Origin of the sequence: Rectinema subterraneum, assembly GCA_009768935.1 — a bacterium.
Lineage (GTDB): Bacteria > Spirochaetota > Spirochaetia > Treponematales > Rectinemataceae > Rectinema > Rectinema subterraneum.
This window is the reverse complement of record WESA01000046.1, coordinates 1-20,973: the sequence shown is the minus strand read 5'-3', so window position 1 is coordinate 20,973 and position 20,973 is coordinate 1. Positions and strand designations below refer to the sequence as shown.

20 protein-coding genes and 1 pseudogene are annotated in these 20,973 nt (G+C 50.1%); 4 read left to right on the top strand and 17 right to left on the bottom strand.

The annotated features are described in order from the left end of the window. Positions 1 to 234: 234 nt before the first annotated feature. Positions 235 to 495, bottom strand: a complete 261-nt coding sequence (locus GAP13_RS10575; protein WP_158908287.1) for a Txe/YoeB family addiction module toxin — start codon at positions 493 to 495, stop codon at positions 235 to 237. Further along, positions 488 to 745: a type II toxin-antitoxin system Phd/YefM family antitoxin gene (locus GAP13_RS10570; protein ID WP_158908286.1), complete on the bottom strand. Its 258-nt coding sequence runs from the start codon at positions 743 to 745 to the stop codon at positions 488 to 490. The genes GAP13_RS10575 and GAP13_RS10570 overlap by 8 nt, the downstream gene beginning before the upstream one ends. Before the next feature lie 246 nt (positions 746 to 991). On the opposite strand from GAP13_RS10570, the gene GAP13_RS10565 reads away from it, so the two are divergent. After that, positions 992 to 2,095, top strand: a complete 1,104-nt coding sequence (locus GAP13_RS10565) for a C40 family peptidase (protein WP_158908285.1) — start codon at positions 992 to 994, stop codon at positions 2,093 to 2,095. A 167-nt stretch (positions 2,096 to 2,262) separates the two neighbouring features. Here the strand turns inward: GAP13_RS10565 and GAP13_RS10560 are convergent, their stop codons facing one another. The 15 genes from GAP13_RS10560 to dnaA form a co-directional block, all read right to left on the bottom strand. Beyond that, a complete protein-coding gene (locus GAP13_RS10560; RefSeq protein ID WP_158908284.1) occupies positions 2,263 to 3,120 on the bottom strand; it encodes an RnfABCDGE type electron transport complex subunit B in 858 nt (285 codons plus the stop codon). A gap of 12 nt (positions 3,121 to 3,132) precedes the next feature. Further along, the gene (locus GAP13_RS10555; protein ID WP_158908283.1) at positions 3,133 to 3,708 is read right to left on the bottom strand and encodes an electron transport complex protein RnfA; all 576 of its coding nucleotides are present in this window, start codon (positions 3,706 to 3,708) and stop codon (positions 3,133 to 3,135) included. Next, complete coding sequence (gene rsxE, locus GAP13_RS10550; RefSeq protein WP_158908282.1) at positions 3,708 to 4,349, bottom strand: electron transport complex subunit RsxE; 642 nt, start codon at positions 4,347 to 4,349, stop codon at positions 3,708 to 3,710. Before rsxE ends, GAP13_RS10555 begins: the two co-directional genes overlap by 1 nt. Before the next feature lie 2 nt (positions 4,350 to 4,351). After that, positions 4,352 to 5,020 carry an RnfABCDGE type electron transport complex subunit G gene (locus tag GAP13_RS10545; RefSeq protein WP_158908281.1) on the bottom strand — a complete coding sequence of 223 codons (669 nt, stop codon included), beginning with the start codon at positions 5,018 to 5,020 and terminating at the stop codon, positions 4,352 to 4,354. Further along, positions 5,017 to 6,027: an RnfABCDGE type electron transport complex subunit D gene (locus GAP13_RS10540; RefSeq protein ID WP_158908280.1), complete on the bottom strand. Its 1,011-nt coding sequence runs from the start codon at positions 6,025 to 6,027 to the stop codon at positions 5,017 to 5,019. The genes GAP13_RS10545 and GAP13_RS10540 overlap by 4 nt, the downstream gene beginning before the upstream one ends. Next, the gene (gene rsxC / locus GAP13_RS10535) at positions 6,017 to 7,378 is read right to left on the bottom strand and encodes an electron transport complex subunit RsxC (protein ID WP_158908279.1); all 1,362 of its coding nucleotides are present in this window, start codon (positions 7,376 to 7,378) and stop codon (positions 6,017 to 6,019) included. The genes GAP13_RS10540 and rsxC overlap by 11 nt, the downstream gene beginning before the upstream one ends. Positions 7,379 to 7,688: 310 nt before the next feature. Beyond that, entirely contained in the window at positions 7,689 to 8,390 is a 702-nt protein-coding gene (gene jag / locus GAP13_RS10530) for an RNA-binding cell elongation regulator Jag/EloR (protein ID WP_158908278.1), read from the bottom strand. A gap of 28 nt (positions 8,391 to 8,418) precedes the next feature. Then, entirely contained in the window at positions 8,419 to 10,533 is a 2,115-nt protein-coding gene (yidC, locus tag GAP13_RS10525; RefSeq protein WP_158908277.1) for a membrane protein insertase YidC, read from the bottom strand. Next, positions 10,530 to 10,760, bottom strand: a complete 231-nt coding sequence (yidD, locus tag GAP13_RS10520) for a membrane protein insertion efficiency factor YidD (protein WP_158908276.1) — start codon at positions 10,758 to 10,760, stop codon at positions 10,530 to 10,532. Before yidD ends, yidC begins: the two co-directional genes overlap by 4 nt. Further along, positions 10,757 to 11,149: a ribonuclease P protein component gene (rnpA, locus tag GAP13_RS10515; protein ID WP_158908275.1), complete on the bottom strand. Its 393-nt coding sequence runs from the start codon at positions 11,147 to 11,149 to the stop codon at positions 10,757 to 10,759. The genes yidD and rnpA overlap by 4 nt, the downstream gene beginning before the upstream one ends. Continuing rightward, positions 11,130 to 11,285 (bottom strand): 50S ribosomal protein L34, encoded by a 156-nt coding sequence (gene rpmH, locus GAP13_RS10510; RefSeq protein WP_158908274.1) that lies wholly within the window; start codon positions 11,283 to 11,285, stop codon positions 11,130 to 11,132. The genes rnpA and rpmH overlap by 20 nt, the downstream gene beginning before the upstream one ends. Positions 11,286 to 11,395: 110 nt before the next feature. Continuing rightward, the gene (locus GAP13_RS10505; RefSeq protein ID WP_158908273.1) at positions 11,396 to 11,860 is read right to left on the bottom strand and encodes a DciA family protein; all 465 of its coding nucleotides are present in this window, start codon (positions 11,858 to 11,860) and stop codon (positions 11,396 to 11,398) included. Further along, complete coding sequence (gene recF / locus GAP13_RS10500; protein WP_158908272.1) at positions 11,829 to 12,947, bottom strand: DNA replication/repair protein RecF; 1,119 nt, start codon at positions 12,945 to 12,947, stop codon at positions 11,829 to 11,831. The genes GAP13_RS10505 and recF overlap by 32 nt, the downstream gene beginning before the upstream one ends. Further along, complete coding sequence (gene dnaN, locus GAP13_RS10495; protein ID WP_158908271.1) at positions 12,948 to 14,048, bottom strand: DNA polymerase III subunit beta; 1,101 nt, start codon at positions 14,046 to 14,048, stop codon at positions 12,948 to 12,950. A 355-nt stretch (positions 14,049 to 14,403) separates the two neighbouring features. Then, positions 14,404 to 15,873, bottom strand: coding sequence for a chromosomal replication initiator protein DnaA (dnaA, locus tag GAP13_RS10490; protein ID WP_158908270.1), 1,470 nt, complete (start codon positions 15,871 to 15,873; stop codon positions 14,404 to 14,406). Between the two features lie 431 nt (positions 15,874 to 16,304). Between dnaA and gyrB the strand changes: the two genes are divergently transcribed. The 3 genes and pseudogenes from gyrB to GAP13_RS13120 all read left to right on the top strand — a co-directional run. Next, positions 16,305 to 18,221, top strand: a complete 1,917-nt coding sequence (gene gyrB / locus GAP13_RS10485) for a DNA topoisomerase (ATP-hydrolyzing) subunit B (RefSeq protein ID WP_158908269.1) — start codon at positions 16,305 to 16,307, stop codon at positions 18,219 to 18,221. Between the two features lie 9 nt (positions 18,222 to 18,230). Beyond that, positions 18,231 to 20,702: a DNA topoisomerase (ATP-hydrolyzing) subunit A gene (gene gyrA, locus GAP13_RS10480; RefSeq protein ID WP_371709945.1), complete on the top strand. Its 2,472-nt coding sequence runs from the start codon at positions 18,231 to 18,233 to the stop codon at positions 20,700 to 20,702. A 64-nt stretch (positions 20,703 to 20,766) separates the two neighbouring features. Then, positions 20,767 to 20,973: pseudogene (locus GAP13_RS13120) on the top strand (hypothetical protein); the annotation flags it as partial.

Genomic DNA, 20,973 nt, shown 5'->3' with positions numbered 1-20,973 from the left:
TAAAATGTTGTATACTAGCTCTATAGAATCTAATAATGTGTCTACTTAAATGGGGTTAGTTCAGACTAAAACCGGAAGTTTATCACCGACTGTGACATTTATTTGCTGATCTCCCGCAAACCTTCTTCTCCCGGCTTCACGATCTTCTGATGCAGTGTCATACAATCCTCCACTCCTTTCCTTGAGTGTCAGATCAGATTATAGCACATACACCTTATTTCTTTTTGTGAAATATTATTTGCTATAGTGATATCTAAACGATATAAATATGACCTGATTCTCTTCTACTTTATACACAATCCTGTGTTCATGATCGATTCTTCGTGACCAAAATCCTTGTAAGTTTTGTTTTAAGGCTTCCGGCTTGCCTGTCCCTTCAAACGGCATTCGATCTATTTCTTTTGTCAAATCATTGATCTTTTTGAGTTGTTTCTTATCAGTCTCATGCCAATAGATATAATCTTTCCAAGCTTCATCGGTGAAGAGCTTATTCATCGTTCAATAGCTCCCTCTTACTGACGTTGCCTGCTGTATATTGAGCGATAGATTTCTTCAAATGTTCGGCATTCGCGTCATTGCTCAAGAGGTAGGTTGTCTCCATGAGACTGTTGTATTCATCAATAGAGAGAAGAACAAGGTTTTCGTTGTTTTTACGAGTAATGATTAGTGGATCATGATCTTTGTAGACTTTATCCATGTAGGATTTAAGGTTCTGGCGAAGATCAGAATAAGAAACGGCATCCATAGCACACTCCTCTTACGTACAATATATTGTACTTGATTGAAAAAGGCAAGACCGTAGAAGAGTGAAGCAATAATCTGGGCAGGCTCTTGCGAAAGATAGCGAGCGCCTTTTTTGCGCTGCTTGTTTCCCTTATCTCCAGGTTGCTGAGAGCGCAGCATATTGTGCCAAACCATGCAGCTCAAGTCGCGACCAATTGGTCGACTAAAATATTTCATTTTCATGCAAGTACTTTCCGATAATAATACTATGAAGTTTCTGCGAGGGGGAGCCCGCGGTCGGAGCATTGGAGCGGTTAAGAGCATTTCGGTTGCGCACATTATTGCCGCGCGTTTCATCGCTGCGCGCATTGTCGCTATTGCGGCGCTCTGGTCTGCGCTGGCCGTTCTTCCCGCGTATAGTGCCGTGACCGCCCCGCCTCTGCTTGGAAGAGCCTCCGCTGATTCCCGCCAGGCTGTGATCAAAGCTGCGGAATCCTTCTTGGGGGCGCCGTATCGCCTGGGCGGCGAAACAAAAAGCGGCATCGATTGCTCGGGCCTTGTCTATGCCGCATTTTTGGAAGCGACGGGCATCAAAGTACCGCGCACAGTACGCGATCTTTCAAAGTGGGTCCTTGTCATTCCGCGGCAGGACCTTGTGCCTGGCGATCTTGTGTTCTTCGATTTGGAGGCGAGCGTGACCGCAACCTCTGTCCCCAGTCAAACCTCTGTCCCTCAAAATGCCGCCTTTCTCTCCAAAGCCGATCATGTCGGCATCTATATCGGCGAAGGCATCTTCATCCACGCAGCGAGTTCGGGCAGCCCAAAAGGGGTTATCAAGAGTTCGCTGAGTGAAGCAGGATGGAAGCATCGGTTTCTCTTTGCCGGCCGTGCTCTGCCCGCTTCCGCTCTTTCAGGTATCGCTGCAGAATGGGGAGGAGGGGTTGGTCTTGGCCATCTTGATTCGCTCTTGAGCTCGCCTTTTGTGTCGTTGCGCTCTTTCAATGGCTGGGGAGAATTCTCTTTGCCAATAGCGAATAATTTTGCTGCAGGTATTCGCCTTGGTATCGCCTGGGACAGGTACCTTGGCGTGGTGAGAGTTCCCGCTGAGCTCGACATTGGGCAGATTTCAGGTTTTTCGCTTTTTGCAGGGCCAGCGCTGACATTTGGAAGCCCTGTGCACGTTATTGCGACAGGCGGCATTCGCTGGTCTCCGTTGCTCTTCTCTTCGGGCGCCCAGCGCTTCGGTATCTACGCTGAGCTTCGCTATAACCATTATGTACCTCTTGCAGGGCAGCCGGACAATGCAGTTGCTGACATGAATGCCTGTGTCAGTTTTTCTATAGGATTCAGACTGAGGTCGGTGAAATATTGAAAAACAAAAAGAGCTGCCCTCTTTCAGACAGCCCCTTTGCATAACGAATCCATTTGGCGCCACATCAATTCGCAAATGCGGCGCCCTACTCTTTTCTACTTAATCAAAGCGTTCAGCAGGTTTGAATCCGAGCCCGCCGCGAGGCCATATTTTTTAGCCAGCCAGCCTCAAGCCTGCGCCTGCTCCATCAGCGGCACGAGCTTTTTTGTGCCAAAGACATCGATCTCGAGCATTTTGTAGCACTTGGTCGGGCACTTTTCGACACAGATGCCGCAGGATGTGCACTTGGCATAATCGGTAACAGGAATGCCATTCACCATGGTAATGGCGCCTTCCGGGCAGGATTTGACGCAGAGTTCGCATTTGATGCAGCCGACCTTGCAGGTTTTAATAACGCTCGCTTTAACCGTGCTCCTGTTCGAACACAGTACAATCGAGCCCACGCGATCGCGCGGCACAAGCGTAAGGATCTTCTGCGGGCATTCCTCAACGCACAGCCCACAACCAGTGCAATTGTCATAGTTGACATGCGGCAGGCCATCCTCTCCCATCGCAAGCGCATCGAATTTGCATACATTCACGCAGTCGCCAAATCCCTGGCAGCTCCATGAGCAGGTTTTTATGCTGCCTGTGGAAAGCTTGGCCGCACGGCATGTCTGAATGCCATTGTATTCGCCCTTGCTTACTGTTTTATCGATTGCGCCCTGGCAGAGAAGAACGGCGACTTTGTCTTCTGCCGCACCTCCTTCAACGCCCATTATTTTCGCAAGCGCCTCTGCTGTGGCTGAGCCACCCACCGAGCATTTTGTAGTCGGCGCCCTTCCAGTTGCCACTGCCTCTGAATAACCATCGCATCCAGGGTAGCCGCAAGCTCCGCAGTTCGCGCCAGGCAACGCTTCTCGCACTTCATCGATTTTTGGATCCCGCTCTACTTTGAATTTCTCGCGGAAAAAGCCCAGAGCAACACCAAGCACTAGTGCAAGGACAGCAGAAAATCCGAAGGTTATAAGAATTGTTCCAACCATATCATGGTCCTTTTATTTTATCAGGCCCGAGAAGCCCATGAACGCAATGCCGATCAATGCGGTCGCCATGAAAAGAATGGGCGTTCCCTGCAGAAATTTCGGAACCGGGCTCGTTTTCATCCTGTCGCGGATGCCTGCCAGCAAGACCATTGCGAGAAGATAGCCGAGCGATACGCCGACCGAATACGCAATTGACTCAATGAAATTGTACTTGAAAGAAATGTTCTCGAAGGTCACCGCCAGAATTGCGCAATTCGTCGTAATGAGTGGAAGATAAATACCCATCGCCGAATACAGGCCTGGCACATTCTTCTTGAGGTAGAACTCGACGAGCTGAACCAGACTCGCAATCACCAGGATGAAGATGAGAATCTGCAAGAAGGTCAGATTGAGCGGCACAAGTATGTAGTTATAAATGGGCCATGTTGCTGCTGTAGCAAGTACTGTCACGAAGGTTACCGCAAAGCCCATGCCAACGGATTGGCCGACATCGCTCGTCATGCCGATATAGGAACAAAGCGCAAGAAATCGCATGACAACGATATTGTTTACCAGCAATGCCAGCAGAAATATTTTCATGAGGTCCATTATGCAGCCTCCTTCTTGGCAGCAAGTTCTTTTGTCCGCTGCGATGCTTCCATTTTTTTCTTCAGCCAGATATTGAAGGCTATAAACAAGCTGAACACAAAGAACCCACCCGGCGGCAGAATGAAGAAGAGAATTGGCTGGTACGAGGATGGCATAATCTGAATGCCTGCCAGAGTTCCGTTACCAAGGAGCTCCCTCACCGCAGCAAGGCCAATCAAAACCCATGTATATCCAAGCCCCATCCCCAACGAATCCGCAATGACTGAAACCAGATTTTGTTTCGAAGCAAAGGCTTCGACGCGCCCCATTATGATGCAGTTGACGACGATAAGCGGAATAAAAACGCCCATGCTCTTCGAAAGGTCAGGGAAGTACGCTTTCATCACAAGATCGACCATTGTCGTAAACGCTGCAATAACAATGATGAATATCGGAATCCGGATCGCCGAAGGTATGAGCTTGCGGAACAGCGAAATAATGACCTCGGAGAAAAGAAGCACGAAAGTCATGGCGAGGCCCATGCCGATGCCATTCGAAACGCTTGTAGTGACCGCAATGGCAGAGCACAGGCCGATCATGAGCATGAGCAGAGGATTTTCGAATATAAGACCCTGCCGAAAAACCTTATAAAGCTTTTTCATTGTCATTTGCCTCCCGCCTTGGGCTGTATACCCTGCGGCTGCGAATTCTGTTGTTGCGAAGCATTGGAGTCGGCCGGCGGGGCAGCCATTTTCTGATCCATATAGGCAATCGCTGCGTCACCTGCGGCTTTTATGATTTTTGTCAGCGATCTGGAAGTAATGGTTGCGGCAGTGATGGCGACAACATCTTTCTTTACCTCGAACGGATCGGTGAGGAATTTTCCCGCAAACTGGCCGACAAATGTTGTCTTTTTTGCTTTATCGACATAATAGCTTGGATTTGAAGCATTCATTCCAAGACCCGGCGTGTCTTTAAGTTCCATAACCTCAACACCGGCGATACTGCGATGCAAATCCACTGCAACAAGCAATGTTGCAGTACCGCCATAACTGGGGCCGGCCGCCTTTATCGCAAGGCCGAGCGGTATCGTACCATTCTTTACTTCATATGCTGTTTCGAATTTTATGTTTGGATCACTCGAAGCGAGGTCTTGGATCTTATCGAAAGCATTCGCTTGAGGGAAAAGCTCCTGCATCGATGCATTGAACTGTTTTTCAGCCTGCATTTCGATATTCTCTTTTGTAAAGGCGTACACTACTGCAAGGCATGCACAGGCGACAGAAGCGAACAGAGCAAGTGTAATGCCAAGCTTTACCATATCTTTTTTCATTTTGTCGCCTCCTTTGAAGGCTTGGCAGGCTTGGGAGGAGGCACGAAGCCGTATTTTTTCACTCGCAGCTTATTGAGGAAAGGTGTTAGAATATTCATTATCAGAATTGCATAGGTCACACCTTCCGGGTAGCCGCCGAATTTGCGGATAAGCACGGTAATGAGCCCTATGCCGATGCCGAAAATTGCTTGCCCGTATGGTGTAAGCGGCCTCGTCGCATAGTCTGTCGCCATAAAGAATGCGCCAAATACGATTCCGCCGGTCAGAAGGCCCAGAACTGGATCCATTCCGAGCAGCCAAGAGAACACGAAGGTCGACGCGAGCACCGAAACCGGCACGATCCACTGAATCACCCCGATTCCCAGCAGGAAAAGCCCGCCCAGCAATACAAGCAGAATCGAGCTTTCGCCGATTGAGCCTGATCGATAGCCCATGAACAACTGGCGGTAGAACGCGCCTGTATCGCTCGCTCCAAAATATTTCGCCACATCAGCAAGCGCATTGCCTTGTTTCAGCAAGTTCAGCGGGGTTGCTGCACTGAGCGCATCAGCCGGGAGCCCCAAACCTTTCGGCATGCTCCAACTTGTAATTGCCGCCGGAAAGCTCATAAGCAAAAATGCGCGCCCAATGAGCGCTGGGTTGAATGGATTCGCTCCAAGTCCTCCAAAGAATTCCTTTGCGATTACAATCGCGAAAATCGCGCCCAGCGCCACCATCCACAGCGGCGTCGATGGCGGAAGAATGAGCGCCAGCAAAAGCCCGCTGACCACGGCGGAAAAGTCGCCAACCGTCATGCTGGCTTTAATCAGCTTCCGGAACAAAAATTCTGAGACAACCGCAGCCGCAATCGACGTTACCACAACGCCCAAAGCTGGCAGACCGTACAGATAAATGCCGTATGCTGTCGCCGGCATGAGCGCAATAACCACCGACAGCATGATGCGCGGCGTATCGACCGGCGAAAATACGTGGGGGCTCGACGAAAGGAGCAGTTTTCTATCGGACATTCTGGGCCTCCTTCTGTTTCAGCGCGCGCAGAACCTGCTTGCCAACTCTGAATCTCTGGACAAGGTGTCGGTGCGCCGGGCACACAAATGAGCAGCTGCCACATTCGATGCAGTCCAGAAGGCCGATTTTTTCCGCTTCTGCATAGTTTCCGCTTTCGATTGCAATTGCGAGCAGAGCAGGGGACACCGCAGTCGGACATGCCCGAATACAGCGCCCGCAGCGGATGCAGGTCTCCTCTTCGTACTGCATCGCTTCTTCCTTGCTCATGAGTAACACGCCGGAAGTATTTTTCTGCACAGGAATTTCATAGCTCGGCACAGCGACGCCCATCATGGGTCCGCCGAAAATCACTTTTGCGAGCGATTCTTCGTCTGTCTCGACAACATTGGCTTTGACCAAGTCGGAAATGAGGGTGCCAATCGGCGCCACGAGGTTTTTCGGTGTTTTGCATGCGCCGCCAGTCACGGTGAATCCCCGCTCGATGAGCGGCTTGCCTTCGCGGAAGGCATCAACGATTGCACAGAGCGTTCCAACATTCGATACCACGCAGCCGACATCCATAGGAAGTCCGCCAGATGGTACCTGTTTGCCGGTGATTGCCGTGATGAGCATTTTTTCACCGCCCTGCGGATACTTTGTCTTGAGCTCCTGGATGCGGATCTTCATGCCCGCTTTCACCTGCGGACTCTGGTCTATTGCTTTCTGCACATACGGAATCGCGTGCTTCTTGTTCTCTTCTATAGCAATGACGCCTTCAGGGGCATTGACGGTTTTCATGACGATTGCGACGCCGTCGACGATTTTTTCCGGTGTTTCGATGAGCGTGCGCTCGTCTATGGTGAGGTATGGCTCACATTCCGCAGCATTCGCAATGACATATGAAATTGGCTTTGTCGGAGCAAGCTTTACGTGCGCAGGGAATCCTGCGCCGCCCATTCCCACTATGCCTGCGGCACGAATTCGGGCGAGGGCCTCTTCTTTGGTGCATGCAAATGGATCCAGAGGCGGCATGAAATCCTGCGCGGATTCCCCTTCGGGAGGATCTTTTGGCTCGATTACAATGCACAGGCCTTCGGTGTTGTTCGATTGCATGCGCGGCTCGATCTTTTTGACTACGCCCGCTACCGATGCATGCAACGGCACGGTCATGCGGCCTTCTGCATCCGCAATCTTTTGCCCTGCTTTCACAAACTCACCGACCTTGACGAGAGGCTGGATCGGGGCGCCAAAATGCTGGTTGACGGGTATCACTACTTGTGGTACCGAAGTCAGCCGTTCGATCGGCTTTCCCCCTGAGCGGTCCTTTCTCTCGGGCGGATGTGCGCCGCCTTTGAATGTCCTGATTGACATAGTGGAAAGGTCTCCTTTGAAGATTAGCGCTGATTCAGCGGAGAAGACCAGCTTCTTCGCATTCGATGCAATATGCTGGAAAATTATAACAAAACCGCCCCATATTACCATCAGTTTTTGCGTATGGTCAAGGCGAAAAGTGCATAAGTATTTGTCGCACAATAATAAGATAAATTTTTATTGAATCGAAGGGCGCGCGGCGATAATTTGCAGGCAAATGCAACGAATGGCGCTTGCAAAACAAAAAAGCGCCACCGGCCTATGGTCAGCAGCGCCTTTAAAAGGCCCGAGAATCAGCTTATCCAAGCGCTTATTTGCGCCCCTTCAGCATTACGCGAACCTGCTTCATAAGGCCTTCGCCCTCGCTCTTTGTCTCGATATCGATGATATCGTTGAGCGTTGTGTGAATGATGCGCCGCTCGAACGGATTCATGGGCTCAAGCAAAACGGATCTCCCGCTGCGTCGCACTTCTTCTGCTGTTTCGTAGGCGATTCTGACAAGCGCTTCTTCTCTTCGCAGGCGGTAATTCTCCGAATCGAGCACGATTTTCATGTCGTTATGCCCGAGCGTGCCGGCATAGACATTAGCGAGCAGCTGCAAAGCATCGATATTCCGGCCCTTTTTGCCGATTAGGATCGATGCGGACTCCGTATCGATGCGCAGTCCCAGCTTTTTAGGCTCCCTAAAGGCCACTGACACGTCCGAAGAATAACCCATGTGCTCTATGACTTTCTTTGTCCATTCCACCATCTTCCGCTCGAAATCATCCATGGGAATCGGCTCCACATCGTGCCGCTCCTGCTTTTCGCTCTTTTCCTCCGGCGCATCCTGCTGCGCCTGCCGAGGTGCATCTTTTGTATGCACGCGAATGCGCACCTTCCCTTTTTTGAACAAACCTCCGCTTTGGTTTTCGATGATCTCGACATCGAACGAACTGGTATCGAGACCGAGCTCCTGAGCAGCAAGCTCAATCGCTTCGCGCTCGGTCTTTCCTTCAAACTCATATATCATCTGGATCGCTCCTCGTAGAAAGATTCAATTATTTTTTCTTTTTGGGACTGCCTTTTGCGGATCCCGAGCCTGAATTGGGCCCGGATTTGCCGGACGCTCCTCGTTTATTGCCCTTTTCGGTTTTCCCGGCCTTGTTTTCGAGCCATTTTGTCACTTTTTCAGAGAAGCCTTCTTTGGAACCGGCACGGCCGACCGGCCTTGCTTTGGCGTCGACGGCTGCCTTTTTCCCGCTTGTGAGCTTTGAAGCAGCGGGTTTCGGGGCGTTCCCCGCTGTGCGGGAAGAGGTTTCGCCAGTTCCTGCACTTACGGGGCCTCCCCCGGTACTTGTGGCAGCTTCTGCACGGGCGAGTTTGTGCTTCTTCATAAGATCGTTGATAACGATCTGCTGGAGGATAGTGAGCACGTTGTTCGTGATCCAGTAAATGAGAAGCCCCGATGGCACATCGTACAGGATGAAAAAGAACATAATCGGCATGCCATACATCATCAATTTCATCTGGCTGGCCTGCTGGCTGTTGCTTTGGGCACTTTGGGGAGACTGGGTGAACTTGCCATACAAAAGCTGGCTAAACAGATATATGATGGGCAAGGCCCTTAAATCATTCCAACCGACTATTGGAAGCCTGAAATTACCGAAATTGATGATACTTTCCGGCAAAGAGAGGTCGTTTATCCAGCCGCCGATGAACATGGCTCCGCGAAGATCGAAATGGTTGTTGAACAGGTTGTACATGGCGATGAAAAGCGGGAACTGGATGAGCAAAGGCAGGCAGCCGGACATCGGGTTATAGTTTTCGCGCTTGTAGAGCTCGGCCATTTCCTGGTTGAGCTTCTGCGGATTGCCTTTGTACTTCGCCTGCAGCTCCTGGATTTTGGGCTGAAGCTCTGCCATCCGTGCGGTGGACATCGAACTTTTCTTTGTAAGGGGATAGAACAGCGCTTTGATGAGTACCGTCACCAGGATAATCGCGATGCCATAGTTCGGAATGAGTTTATAGAAGAAATTAAGGAGGAATTTGAGAAAATTCTCGAGCCAGCCCAGCATTCCCGATCCTTCCATGGCATCTTCCAGCTTGAGGCTCGCCAGGCCAAACCCGTTCTTGTCAGCATATTCATATTTCCCGAGTTCAGCCGAAGTCTTGGGGCCAAAATAGAAGTAATAGGTATCGGTAGCGGACACGCCCGAAAACGAAGTACGCAGCAGCGAAATCGTATTCGTCTGCTTGATCAGCGGATCCTGGGCTGTCTCGATTTCGTACCCCGACATCGGCGCCTTTGGAACCGCTATAAAGGTAAAGTATTTGCCCGACATGGCGAGCCAGCTCGCGCTTGGCGCAATCACGGTCGGCGTATTCGCCTTTGGCTGCTCAGATTTCTTTTTGCCATCTATTTCTGCGATGTATTTGCGGTAATCGGCATTTTTGGGTAGCTGATCGAAGCGCGGGCCTATTTGCGGGCCCAGATCCAGCCGGTATGCAATCCCGTTCGCACCCAAGGCTATCGGCTTCCCGTCAGGTTGCTCGATACTGATGCCAAGCGCAAACAAGTACTCGCCTTTCTTGAAGGAATACGCTCGTTTGAGCACAAAAGGCACTTTCTGATCGCTACCTGCCAATGGCGCTTCAAACATGCGCGAGAACTCAATCGCGGTCTTGCTCTCGTCCAACCACTGCGCATTCATGAGCTCGCGCACCGGCGCGGTTGCAGACCCGAAAGAAAGCGATAATCCGTTCGCGCCCGATGAGCCGCGAACGATCAAATCAACCGCACCGCTCTTGTCTCTATGGTTTTTCAAGGTCAGAGAGACAATTTCGCCCCCCGCATTTGTCAGGGTCGCACTCATCACATCTGTCTCGATGATATAGGTGCGTTCCGCTGCGGGAACAGGAATCGACGAGCTGCTTGCGGTTTTAACCGGAATAGGCGAGGGCACTGCTACCGCGGGCGCGCTAGTATTCTGCGCAGGGAGCTCTGTCCCCTGGGCGGGCGTTTGCGTTGCCGTGCTCTGCTGCGTCGCAGGTGGAAACAGCGCATTCTGCACCATAAAGCCAGCGCTCACAATGACTGTAGAAAGGACAACCGCAATTATTGTGCGGCGGCGATCTTCTTTGGAAGAGGGTTCTTGTTCGAATATATTGCTCATGGTACTGGGTCAAAGCCTCCTGGATTTCCTGGATGACAGCGAATCACGCGTTTGAACGAAAGCACAAGCCCTTTGAATGGGCCATATTTTCTGATCGCCTGATATGAATAGGATGAACAGGTCGGATAGAACCTGCAAGATGGCGGAAACAGCGGCGAAATGACCAGCTGGTAAATGCGAATCGCAACCAGCAGAGGAAAAGACAGAATCTTGTTTACAATATTCATCGCAGCAAATCCGCCTTGTGTAGCAGATACTGCATCGCGCTGCGGCAATCAGAAAGTGCCGCAAATCCGGGGTAGAGCACGAATACGATATCAAAGCCAGACTTGACGGAATGGCGCAGAAGCCGCCAGGACTCGCGCGCAAGCCGTTTTGCTCTGTTTCGCGCTACCGCACCGGAAAAAGAACGCACCGCAATAAATGCTGCCCGGCTTTCCTGCTCGCCTTTATAAAGGACCTGCATACGCATTCCTTTGCAGGAAAACCGGGCTCCATCCTTGAAAATCAGATCGATTTCGCTCGCTTTCCGAACACGCAGATGCCTTGGAAAGCTTCGATCATACTGTTCTCCCTCTTGTTCGGGATCAGATCTCTCAGTACTTCTTCTTCTCATCGGCGACAGAGAGCTTGATTCTTCCTTTTGCTCTCCTTCTTTTTAGAATAAGACGTCCGCCTTTTGTTTTCATGCGGGCACGGAAACCGAATTTTCTGTTCCGTTTCGTTCGGCTCGGCTGATAGGTGCGCTTCATGATTCAATCTCCTTGTCATAACGGCTGCATTGGAACACTTTCTATTTCGCGCTGCAGCCGGAAAATTGCATAGTCGGGCGGTGGAGTATAGAACGCAAAACCACTTTTGGTCAATCGCCTCTTGGCCGCTGCAAGCGAGCAAAAATTTCTTTGAGGGGCGCGGGCAGCGCGGCTTTGGACGCTTTGCGCGCATGCGCGGCATCGGGCTCTGGCTGCGACGGCAAAGATTCTACCAGCGGCGACTGCACCTGCGGGCTCTGCTTTGCTTCAGATGCTGCTTCCTCGACCGTAAACGCAAGGCTTGTGATTTCCAGTTCGGGAAAATTCTTCGCTATGCGCTGGAGAATGCGCTCCTGATCGATTTGCAGAAGCTGGATCCAGCCGGCATGGTCCGCAGAAATGAGCAGCGTCCGGCGCAGGATGCTTTTCGGCTTTGAATGGTCAGCAAGGCGCTGGCCTACGATGTTTTTCCACGAAGCGCGGAAAGACTCGAACTGCGTTGCGGACCGCAGCGTTTTTTCATCGAAAAACCGCGAAAGAATTTCACCGGCTTTCTTCACGCGAAAATCGTCCATTGCTCACCCTGTATACAATTGTACTCTCGTCTGCGTATTCGCGCCATGGTTCTTCAGGCAGAAAAGTGAAAACAGCCTGTGCCCCGGCATCTTTCGCCGGCAACAGCGAAAAAAAGCGCCGCCGTTTCGCCACATCAAGCTCAAGAAGCACATCATCCAGCAGAAGAACCGGATAACAGCGCACTTCCGCGGCCGAAAGTTCCGCATACAGGTGTACCTGCACAATGCGCAGAATCAAGGAAGCAAGGCGAAGCTGGCCTGTCGACGCAAACGCGGCAAAATTGCGCCCTTCCCTGGTAAAAATCCACCGGTCACGATGCGGTCCGCTAAGACTGGTTGCTGCTTCGATGTCCTTGGTCCGGTATTCTGCAAGCAAGGCCATTATTTCTTCTTTAGAAGAATCGAGGGGCCAGCTCGGTGAATACCGTATTGAAACCTCTGTCCCCAATTGCGATACCAGCTCGTACATCTGTGGAAAACGCGCAATGAAGAGCTGCGAAAGTCGCTTGCGATAGGCCATGATTTCATGGCCATACTGCGCGAGCTGCTCATCGAGCGTGTCGAGGATGCTGAATGTGTCGGTTTTTAGCGCAATATTTCTATGTTTGAGTACTCTTCGATAGAAACGAAGCAGGTCGATATAGTCCAGCCACAGCATTCCAGCGCACTGATCGAAGAAAAAACGCCGTTCTTCCGGCACGCCCGCCGCAAACGCCAGATCCTCGTGGCAAAAGACAACTGCAGGATTGTGGGCAACAAGTTCCTTGCGATCGGAAAGCAGTTTGTCGTTGATGCGGATTTCCTTGCGCCCTTCTATCGAATATCGGATGCTGATCTGCTCCTGAGCAGGCGAATTGATTTCCCGCCACTGAGCACGAAGCAAAAACTCCGGGCTTCCATGCATGGGCAGCTCGCGATCTTGATGTGTTCGGAATGAATTTCCATAACTGAGGCAATAGAGCGCTTCGAGAAAATTGGTTTTTCCTTGCCCGTTTTCGCCGAGAAGGAAGATGTTTCCGGCGCCCAGCTCCAATTCGGTTTCCTCTATGTTTCTGAAGCGGGCGATTCGTATCTGTTCGAATGCCATTTATGGCTGCTGCATCGGCATAATGATATGGAAATAGTTCGCAGCCGGTTCAGGCCGGAGCGTAATCGCGCGCGATGGATCCGTAAACTCGATAGCCAGCTTGTCCGTATCCAACACTTTAAGAGGATCCTCTAAGTAACGATTGCTCAAGAGAATCACCACATCCTCGCCCTCATATTCGCAGGGCAGTTCTTCTCTGGCTGCGCCCAGTTCTGTTTCTTCAGACTCCAGTACGAGCCCCTTACTCGAAACATTGAGGATAACCTTGTTGGATTTTTCGACAAAAAGCGAAACGCGCCGCAGCGCAGCCTGCAGATCATCTTTCGATACAATAAAATGGTTTCGTTGATCATGCGGAATGACTTTCTGATAATTTGGGAATTTTCCTTCAATCAGAAAGCTGGAAAGCTGATAGTTTCCGAAGCGAAAAAATATATTTTTTTCATTGACAGCCACGAGTATCTGACCTTCATCCGGAGCGCGTTTCATAAGCACCGAGAGTGCCTTCGGCGGAATGATCGCACTTGCAAAATCAGGGATATTTCCTACTGGCGTAGAGATAAAAGCCAAGCGGCGACCATCAGTCGATACCATAGCAACTACATCATCAGGCAGTTTTTCCATAAATACGCCGTTCATGAAAAAGCGCGTTTCGTCATTCGATACAGAGAAAATTGTCTGACTGATCATTTTTCGCAGGTCATGTGCCTGAAGAATGAAGTACTGGTTCTCTTCAATGCGCGGGAGCTCAGGGAATTTGTCGCCTGCGATTGTCTTTAGCTGAAAACGGACTTTCTTTGAAAGAGGGCGGATTTCGACACTTGATTCGCGCTGTTCAAACAGCATGTCGCCTTCAGGAATCGAATTTGTGATCGCCATAAGCTTGTCGCAAAATACCGTAAGCGACCCAGGTTCGGAATCCGAAACCGGTATTTCAGTTTCAAAGCCTACTTTGGCATCTGTTGCGCGAATAATGAGCTTCGAATCTGTCGTTTCAAGATACACATTTGACATGATTGAAAATGCGTTCTTGGACGCGATGATGTCTTGAGCAATCGCAATCTCTCTGGAAAAGGTATCCCGATCGCAGATAAATTTCATAGGAAGGCTCCTCCAATCAGATGCTTTATAGTATCAGCTCGTTCGATAAAAATAAACAGGCTTTTGCGTAAAAAGATATAGGCATGCACTTTTCAACCGTTTTTGCTGGTTCTCTTGTTACGGATTCTATTAATATATAAGACAGTAATAATAATAGTAAGCAAGGCGCAAATGTTGAAAACTAATTTAAAACGTTCATAAATAAAGAATTAAAAGTGTGCAAAACTTGTTTAAAAGTATGTTCTTAAGTGCAGGTTTTCCACAGGGCTGGCACTTTTCCACAGGAACATAGAAGTTATCCACAGGTTTGCAACCGAAAGACAACAAAAGCCCTGGAGCTCCGGCAAACCTCGCGCTAAGTAGAAGAGTTTTCCTTACAGTCCTGGATAAGCCGATTCATTGCCGAGGCAAATATCGAGTCAAACTTGATAAGATCTTCGATTTTTTGGCAGGAATGCATAACGGTAGTATGATCGCGGCCATTGAATTCTGAGCCGATTTCTGTTGTGGAATAGTCGGTAGTCTCGCGGATGATGTACATGGCTACCTGGCGGGCGAGCGCTATGTTTTTGCTGCGCTTTTTGCCTTTGAGGTCGGAGATGGACAATTTATAGTAATCGGCGACAGTTTTGATTATAGACGAGACATTGATTGCGGCAGGTTTGAAGGCATTCGTCAGCTGTTTGATAATATTCTGGGCAATATCGTAGGTAGGTTCTACATTGATTAGATCTGAATATGCGATAATCTGGTGAATGCAGGAATCCAGATCGCGTACATTAGTTTCGATGCTTTTGGCGATCAAATTGATGACATCTTCCGAGAAGGTTCGCTTGTAGAGCTCGAGTTTCTTTCTGATGATTGCTGCTCTTGTTTCAAAGCCAGGGGTGGTGAGGTCTGTTTTCAGGCCCATCATAAAGCGACTTTTCAGTCTCTCGGAAAAATCCTTGAGCTCTGAGGCCGGGCGGTCGCAGGTGAATACAAGTTGTTTGCCTGAGTCATAGAGCGCGTTGAATGTGTGAAAAAGTTCTTCTTGAACGCCATGCTTGCTCTGGAAAAAGTGGATATCGTCGATAAGGAGCACATCGATGTTGCGATATTTATTCTTGAATTCGTTGGTTGTACGGTCATGGATGGTTTTTATGAATTCGTTGGTAAAATCTTCAGCGGTGACGCAGATAATGCGCAATTCAGGATGGCGCTCGGCGATTCTGTTTCCGATAGCGTGCATGAGGTGCGTTTTGCCAAGGCCAACGCCTCCGTAGATGAGAAGGGGATTATATGACGTTCCGGGTATCTCCGCGACGGCGGCCGCTGCGTTGAACGCGAAATTGCTGTTTTCGCCAACCACAAAGCTTTCGAATGTATAGCGCGGCTGAAGGTTGGCTGTTCTCGACTCCTGGGTGTGCCGAGAATAGGCGGGGTAGGAGGAATTGTTTGAGGTTTCCTCATCGGAAATGCTGGTTTCGACCGGAGATGCTGCTTGTTGCGGGTTTGGCTTTTCAGCCTTTTTTGCTGAGCTGTTCAGCGAAGTTGCGGCGGCTTTTTGCAAAGGAAGGCGCTGTTCGATGGCTGACGGTTGCGCTTCCACCGAGAGGTTTACCTGCATGCCCAAAATCGACGAGAGGATCTCTCTCATGAAATCGCCATATTTTCGCATGAACTGATCGCGAAGGAAGGTATTGTTTGCACGAAGAAGAATTGTGCCGTTCTCGAACCCAAGGTACCCTAATCTGAACCACATAATGAATTCAGATTCCGGAACTTGAGATTTGGCGATTTCGAGAGCTTTTTGCCAAACAGTTTCATTGCTTTCGTCGATCATTCCCGAGGAACTCCCAATCTTTTACATTATTTCCACAAGTTATCCACAAGAAGATACAATTTCCCTATACACCCGATGCCCAGCGTAGCGCAAGATGCGAGGAAGTCGATTTTCGGAAAAATTTGATGGCATGTATAGGAAACAGCATAAAAGTTGACAAATTTTCAACAATTTTCATCCGGAAATTGATAAAAAATTAATATTTGCTGCAGCACAGCCTTTATCGAAAAAGAATTACGATGTTTTTTTGCCAAAAAGCTCACAGCATTGCAACATTTTATCCACAAGTTTTCCACAAGTCTTTCCACCGGGGCTGGATTTGGGTTTCCTTTCGCTTCGCTTTACTCAAACGTCGCAATCTGATATGATAACAATAGAGATTTTAATCCCTAATCTTATATCTTTTCCCTGTTTTTTCATTCAGGACCATTATGGAATCAACAGTAAACAATTATTCTGCAAGCACCATCCAAGTGCTCAAAGGCCTCGAAGCGGTCAGAAGACGGCCTGGCATGTATATCGGATCGACGGGCATCGAGGGTTTGCACCATCTCGTCTATGAAGTGGTCGATAACTCGATAGACGAGGCTTTGGAGGGGTATTGCGACAATGTTGTCGTAGCGCTCGAGAAGCAGGATATCGTACGGGTTGAAGATGACGGCCGCGGAATACCGGTCGATATTCACCCGACAGAAGGCATTTCTGCGCTTGAACTTGTCATGACCCGGCTTCATGCCGGCGGCAAGTTCGATAAAAAGAACTACAAGGTTTCCGGCGGCTTGCATGGCGTCGGCGTTTCGGTTGTCAATGCGCTGTCTACCTGGCTCGAGGTGTATGTCCACACAGGCGGCAAGGTGTACTATCAAAAATACTTGCGCGGCATTCCCGAAAAGCCGGTTGTACAGATCGGCGAAACAGACAAACGGGGCACCATTGTTCGATTCCAGGCAGATCCCGAGATTTTCGAAGAAACAGTATATTCTTTTGATATATTGAGTAACAGGCTTCGAGAGCTTGCTTTCCTCAACAAAGGAATAAAAATAAGCCTTCTGGACGAGCGCCTTGCGCAGCCAAAGCGCATCGAATTCCACTTCGAAGGCGGCTTGCGGGAATTCGTCGAATACCTCAACAAGAATAAATCCGCAATTCACCGAGAAGTAATATATTTTTCCGGAACGCGCGACGATGTGGAAATTGAAACAGGAATCCAGTACAACGACGGCTACAATGAAACGATGTTCTCCTATGTAAATGGCATCAACACGCGCGAAGGCGGCACACACCTCGTTGGATTCCGTAATGCCCTCACGAAAGTCATCAACGACTTTTTCAAGAAGTCTAAGTATAATAAGAAATTAGAAGAAAATCTTTCTGGCGACGACGTGCGCGAAGGCCTCACTGCCGTATTGTCGGTCAAGGTTCAGGAACCTCAGTTCGAGGGCCAGACCAAGGGCAAACTCGGCAACAGCGAAGTTAAGGGCATTGTAGAAAGCTTTCTGGCCGACCAGCTCGATCTGTATTTCCAGAAAAATCCTGATGTGATCAATATTATTCTGGATAAATGCACAATGGCGGCAAGGGCTCGAATCGCAGCGCGTCAGGCGCGCGAGCTCACCCGGCGCAAGAGTCTGCTCGAGGCTTCGAGCCTGCCCGGCAAGCTTGCCGATTGCCAGGAAAAAGACCCCACAAAGTGTGAGCTCTTCATTGTCGAGGGCGATTCTGCAGGCGGCTCGGCCAAAATGGGTCGCAACAGAGTGTTCCAGGCTATTCTTCCGCTGTGGGGCAAGATGCTCAATGTCGAAAAAGCCCGTCTCGACAGGGTAATCGGAAACGACAAGCTTCAGCCCATTATCGCGAGCCTTGGCACCAGCATCGGCGAGGATTTTGATGTTTCGAAGCTGCGCTATCATAAAGTCATCATCATGGCGGATGCCGATGTCGACGGCTCACACATCCGGACACTGCTTCTCACGTTCTTCTATCGCTATATGACCGAGCTCATCGAGCATGGCCATGTCTACCTCGCGATGCCTCCGCTGTACCGTATCGTATACGACAAAGAAGTGCGCTATGCCTACAGCGATGAAGAGAAAGATCATATTCTGTCAGAAATTAACAAAGACTCTTCAAAAATTGCCGTGCAGCGGTACAAAGGCTTGGGCGAGATGAATCCCGAGCAGCTATGGGAGACCACCATGGATCCCGAGCGCAGGATGATCAAACGCATAACCATGGAAGATGCGGTTCTCGCTGAAGAGATGTTTGTGACGCTTATGGGCGAGCAGGTAGAGCCGAGAAGGCTTTTTATAGAGGAAAATGCTCTCGCTGTGTCGAATCTCGATGTGTAAAGGCGGAAAATGATGTCGGAAAGCGGCAATATCATACAAATTCCTATTGAAGAAGAAGTAAAGACTTCATATCTCAATTACGCAATGTCGGTCATCGTGTCGCGAGCCCTGCCGGATGTGCGCGATGGACTCAAACCCGTGCATCGCCGGCTCCTCTTTGCGATGGAAGAGCTCGGGTTGCGGAACAATGCGCCAACCAAGAAAAGCGCACGCATTACTGGCGATGCCATGGGTAAATATCACCCGCATGGCGACTTGTCTCTGTATGACGCGCTCGTACGCATGGCGCAGGATTTTTCGCTGCGCTATCCGCTTGTGCAAGGACAGGGAAATTTTGGCTCAATCGATGGAGATCCTCCCGCAGCAAGCCGCTACACAGAAGCCAAACTCTCGAAAATCGGCGAAGAAATGCTCGCGGACCTCGACAAAGAGACTGTCGATTTCGTGCCGAACTATGACGAGAGCCTCAAGGAGCCAAGCGTACTGCCTTCGGCGATTCCGAATCTGCTCATCAATGGTTCGAGCGGCATCGCAGTCGGTATGGCCACGAACATGCCGCCTCATAACTTGCGGGAAGTCGCGCAAGCGATCGAAGCATACATTGAAAATCCAGACATAAGTATCGATGATTTAATGAATTATGTAAAAGGGCCCGACTTCCCGACCGGGGGCATTATCTATGGCATGCAGGGTATCCGCGATGCCTATGCCACAGGGCGAGGAAGACTGACGGTGCGCGGGCGCTTTATCATCGAAACCATGAAAAGCGGCCGCGAGCAGATTGTGTTCACCGAAATCCCTTATGCCTTGAACAAAACTACTCTTGTGACGCGTATCGCTGAACTTGTTCGGGACAAACAGATCGATGGCATTTCTGATTTACGCGACGAAAGCGACCGGGACGGCATCCGTATTGTACTCGAGCTCAAAAAAGGCGCCATTACGAAGATTGTGCTCAACCAGCTGTTCATTCATACGCCATTGCAGAGCACCTTCGGCGTGATCAATCTTGCGCTGGTCAACGGTGCTCCCAAATGCCTTAACCTCAAGGAATTGATTACATACTATGTGCAGCATCGGTTCGAGGTTGTCACGCGGCGCTCGCAATACGAGCTTAAAAAGGCTGAAGAACGAGCCCACATCCTGCGTGGCCTCGTAATTGCCCTCCAGAATATCGATGAAGTCGTCGCAATCATCAAAGCAAGTCGAAATGTCGATACCGCAAAGACTAATTTGCGAGAGCGATTTGGCCTCAGCGATGCGCAGGCGCAGGCTATTGTCGATATGCGCCTGGGGCGCCTCACCAGCTTGGAAACTGAAAAGTTGCTCGCCGAATTGAAAGAAACAGAAGCGCGCATCGAGTATCTGAGAGCGCTGCTTGCAGATTCAGCAGCGATTCACGCCGTCATCAAGAAAGAGATCCACGAGCTTGCTGAAAAGTACGGCGACGAGCGCAGAACGGAGATCGTGCCGAACCAGGTCGAACAGATCAATATCGAAGATCTCATCAAACCGGAAGAAATGGTTATCCTTATATCCAATAAGGGATTCATAAAGCGCATTTCGGTCAATCAGTACCGATCGCAAGGTAGGGGCGGCAAGGGCTCGAATTCCACATCGCTGCTTGAGGATGACTTCTTGCAGCAATTGTTTATCGCAAACACCCACGATTATCTTCTCTTTATTTCGAGCTGGGGCAAAGCATACTGGCTCAAGGCGCTGGAGATACCGGAAGCAAGCCGGCAGGCGAGGGGCAGTCATATCCGGTCTTTACTTGCTATTTCGCAGGATGAAGAGATTACCGCGGTTGTCGATTTCAGCGATTTTTCGGATAAGCAGTACATTTTGATGGGAACGCTCAAGGGCGTAGTCAAAAAAGTAGCCACAAAAGAATTTGCCAATGCGAAAACGCGGGGTATCATCGGGATTTCGCTCGATGATGGCGACAGGCTGGTTTCAGCGATTCTTACCGGTGGCACGGACGAAGTCATGTTGATTTCGCGCAAAGGATTGGCGCTGCGCATGCAAGAATCGCAGGTCCGGCAGATGGGACGTACCGCGCGAGGGGTGCGCGGGCTCACTCTGCAGGAAGAGGACGAACTTGCAGCCATGCTCAGGGTCGACAGCGAAGAGTCGATGCTCATTATTACCCAAAACGGCTACGGAAAGCGGGTGAAATACGATCTTTTCACGCCGCACTCCAGGGGTACACGAGGGCAGATAATTTACGAGCCGGATGAATCATCTGGCGAGGTGATAAAGGCCATCACAGTGCGAGAAGAAGACGAAGTGATGGTCATTACTTCGATGGGCAAGACAATCAAGCTGAATGTTTCTGCAGTCCGCCAGATGGGAAAGGCGGCGCGCGGTGTGCGGATTGTGAATATCGACCCGCCCGATTTGGTAATTGGCATGGACAAGATTGTGCAGCAGGTGGAATTAGAGGGTAGTGCTCCCAACCTTGTGCCAGAGTTGAAGTAAGCATTCGCATTCTCGCGTCTACCTCTATGAGAAGACTCACCACTCTCTATGGAGGTAGATGCCGATGCAATCCTTCCCTTTCTGCCCGAATCCTCACTGTGTCTGGCACAGTAACGCACCAGATTTCGCTTGGGCGAAGCCCAAGGGCTTCTATACCACCAAGGCCTTTGGCCGCGTCCAACGCTACCAGTGTGCCGCCTGCCACAGGACCTTCTCTTCCCAAACCTTCTCGTTAGCCTACTATGTGAAGCGGCCAGTGGCTTTACCCGAT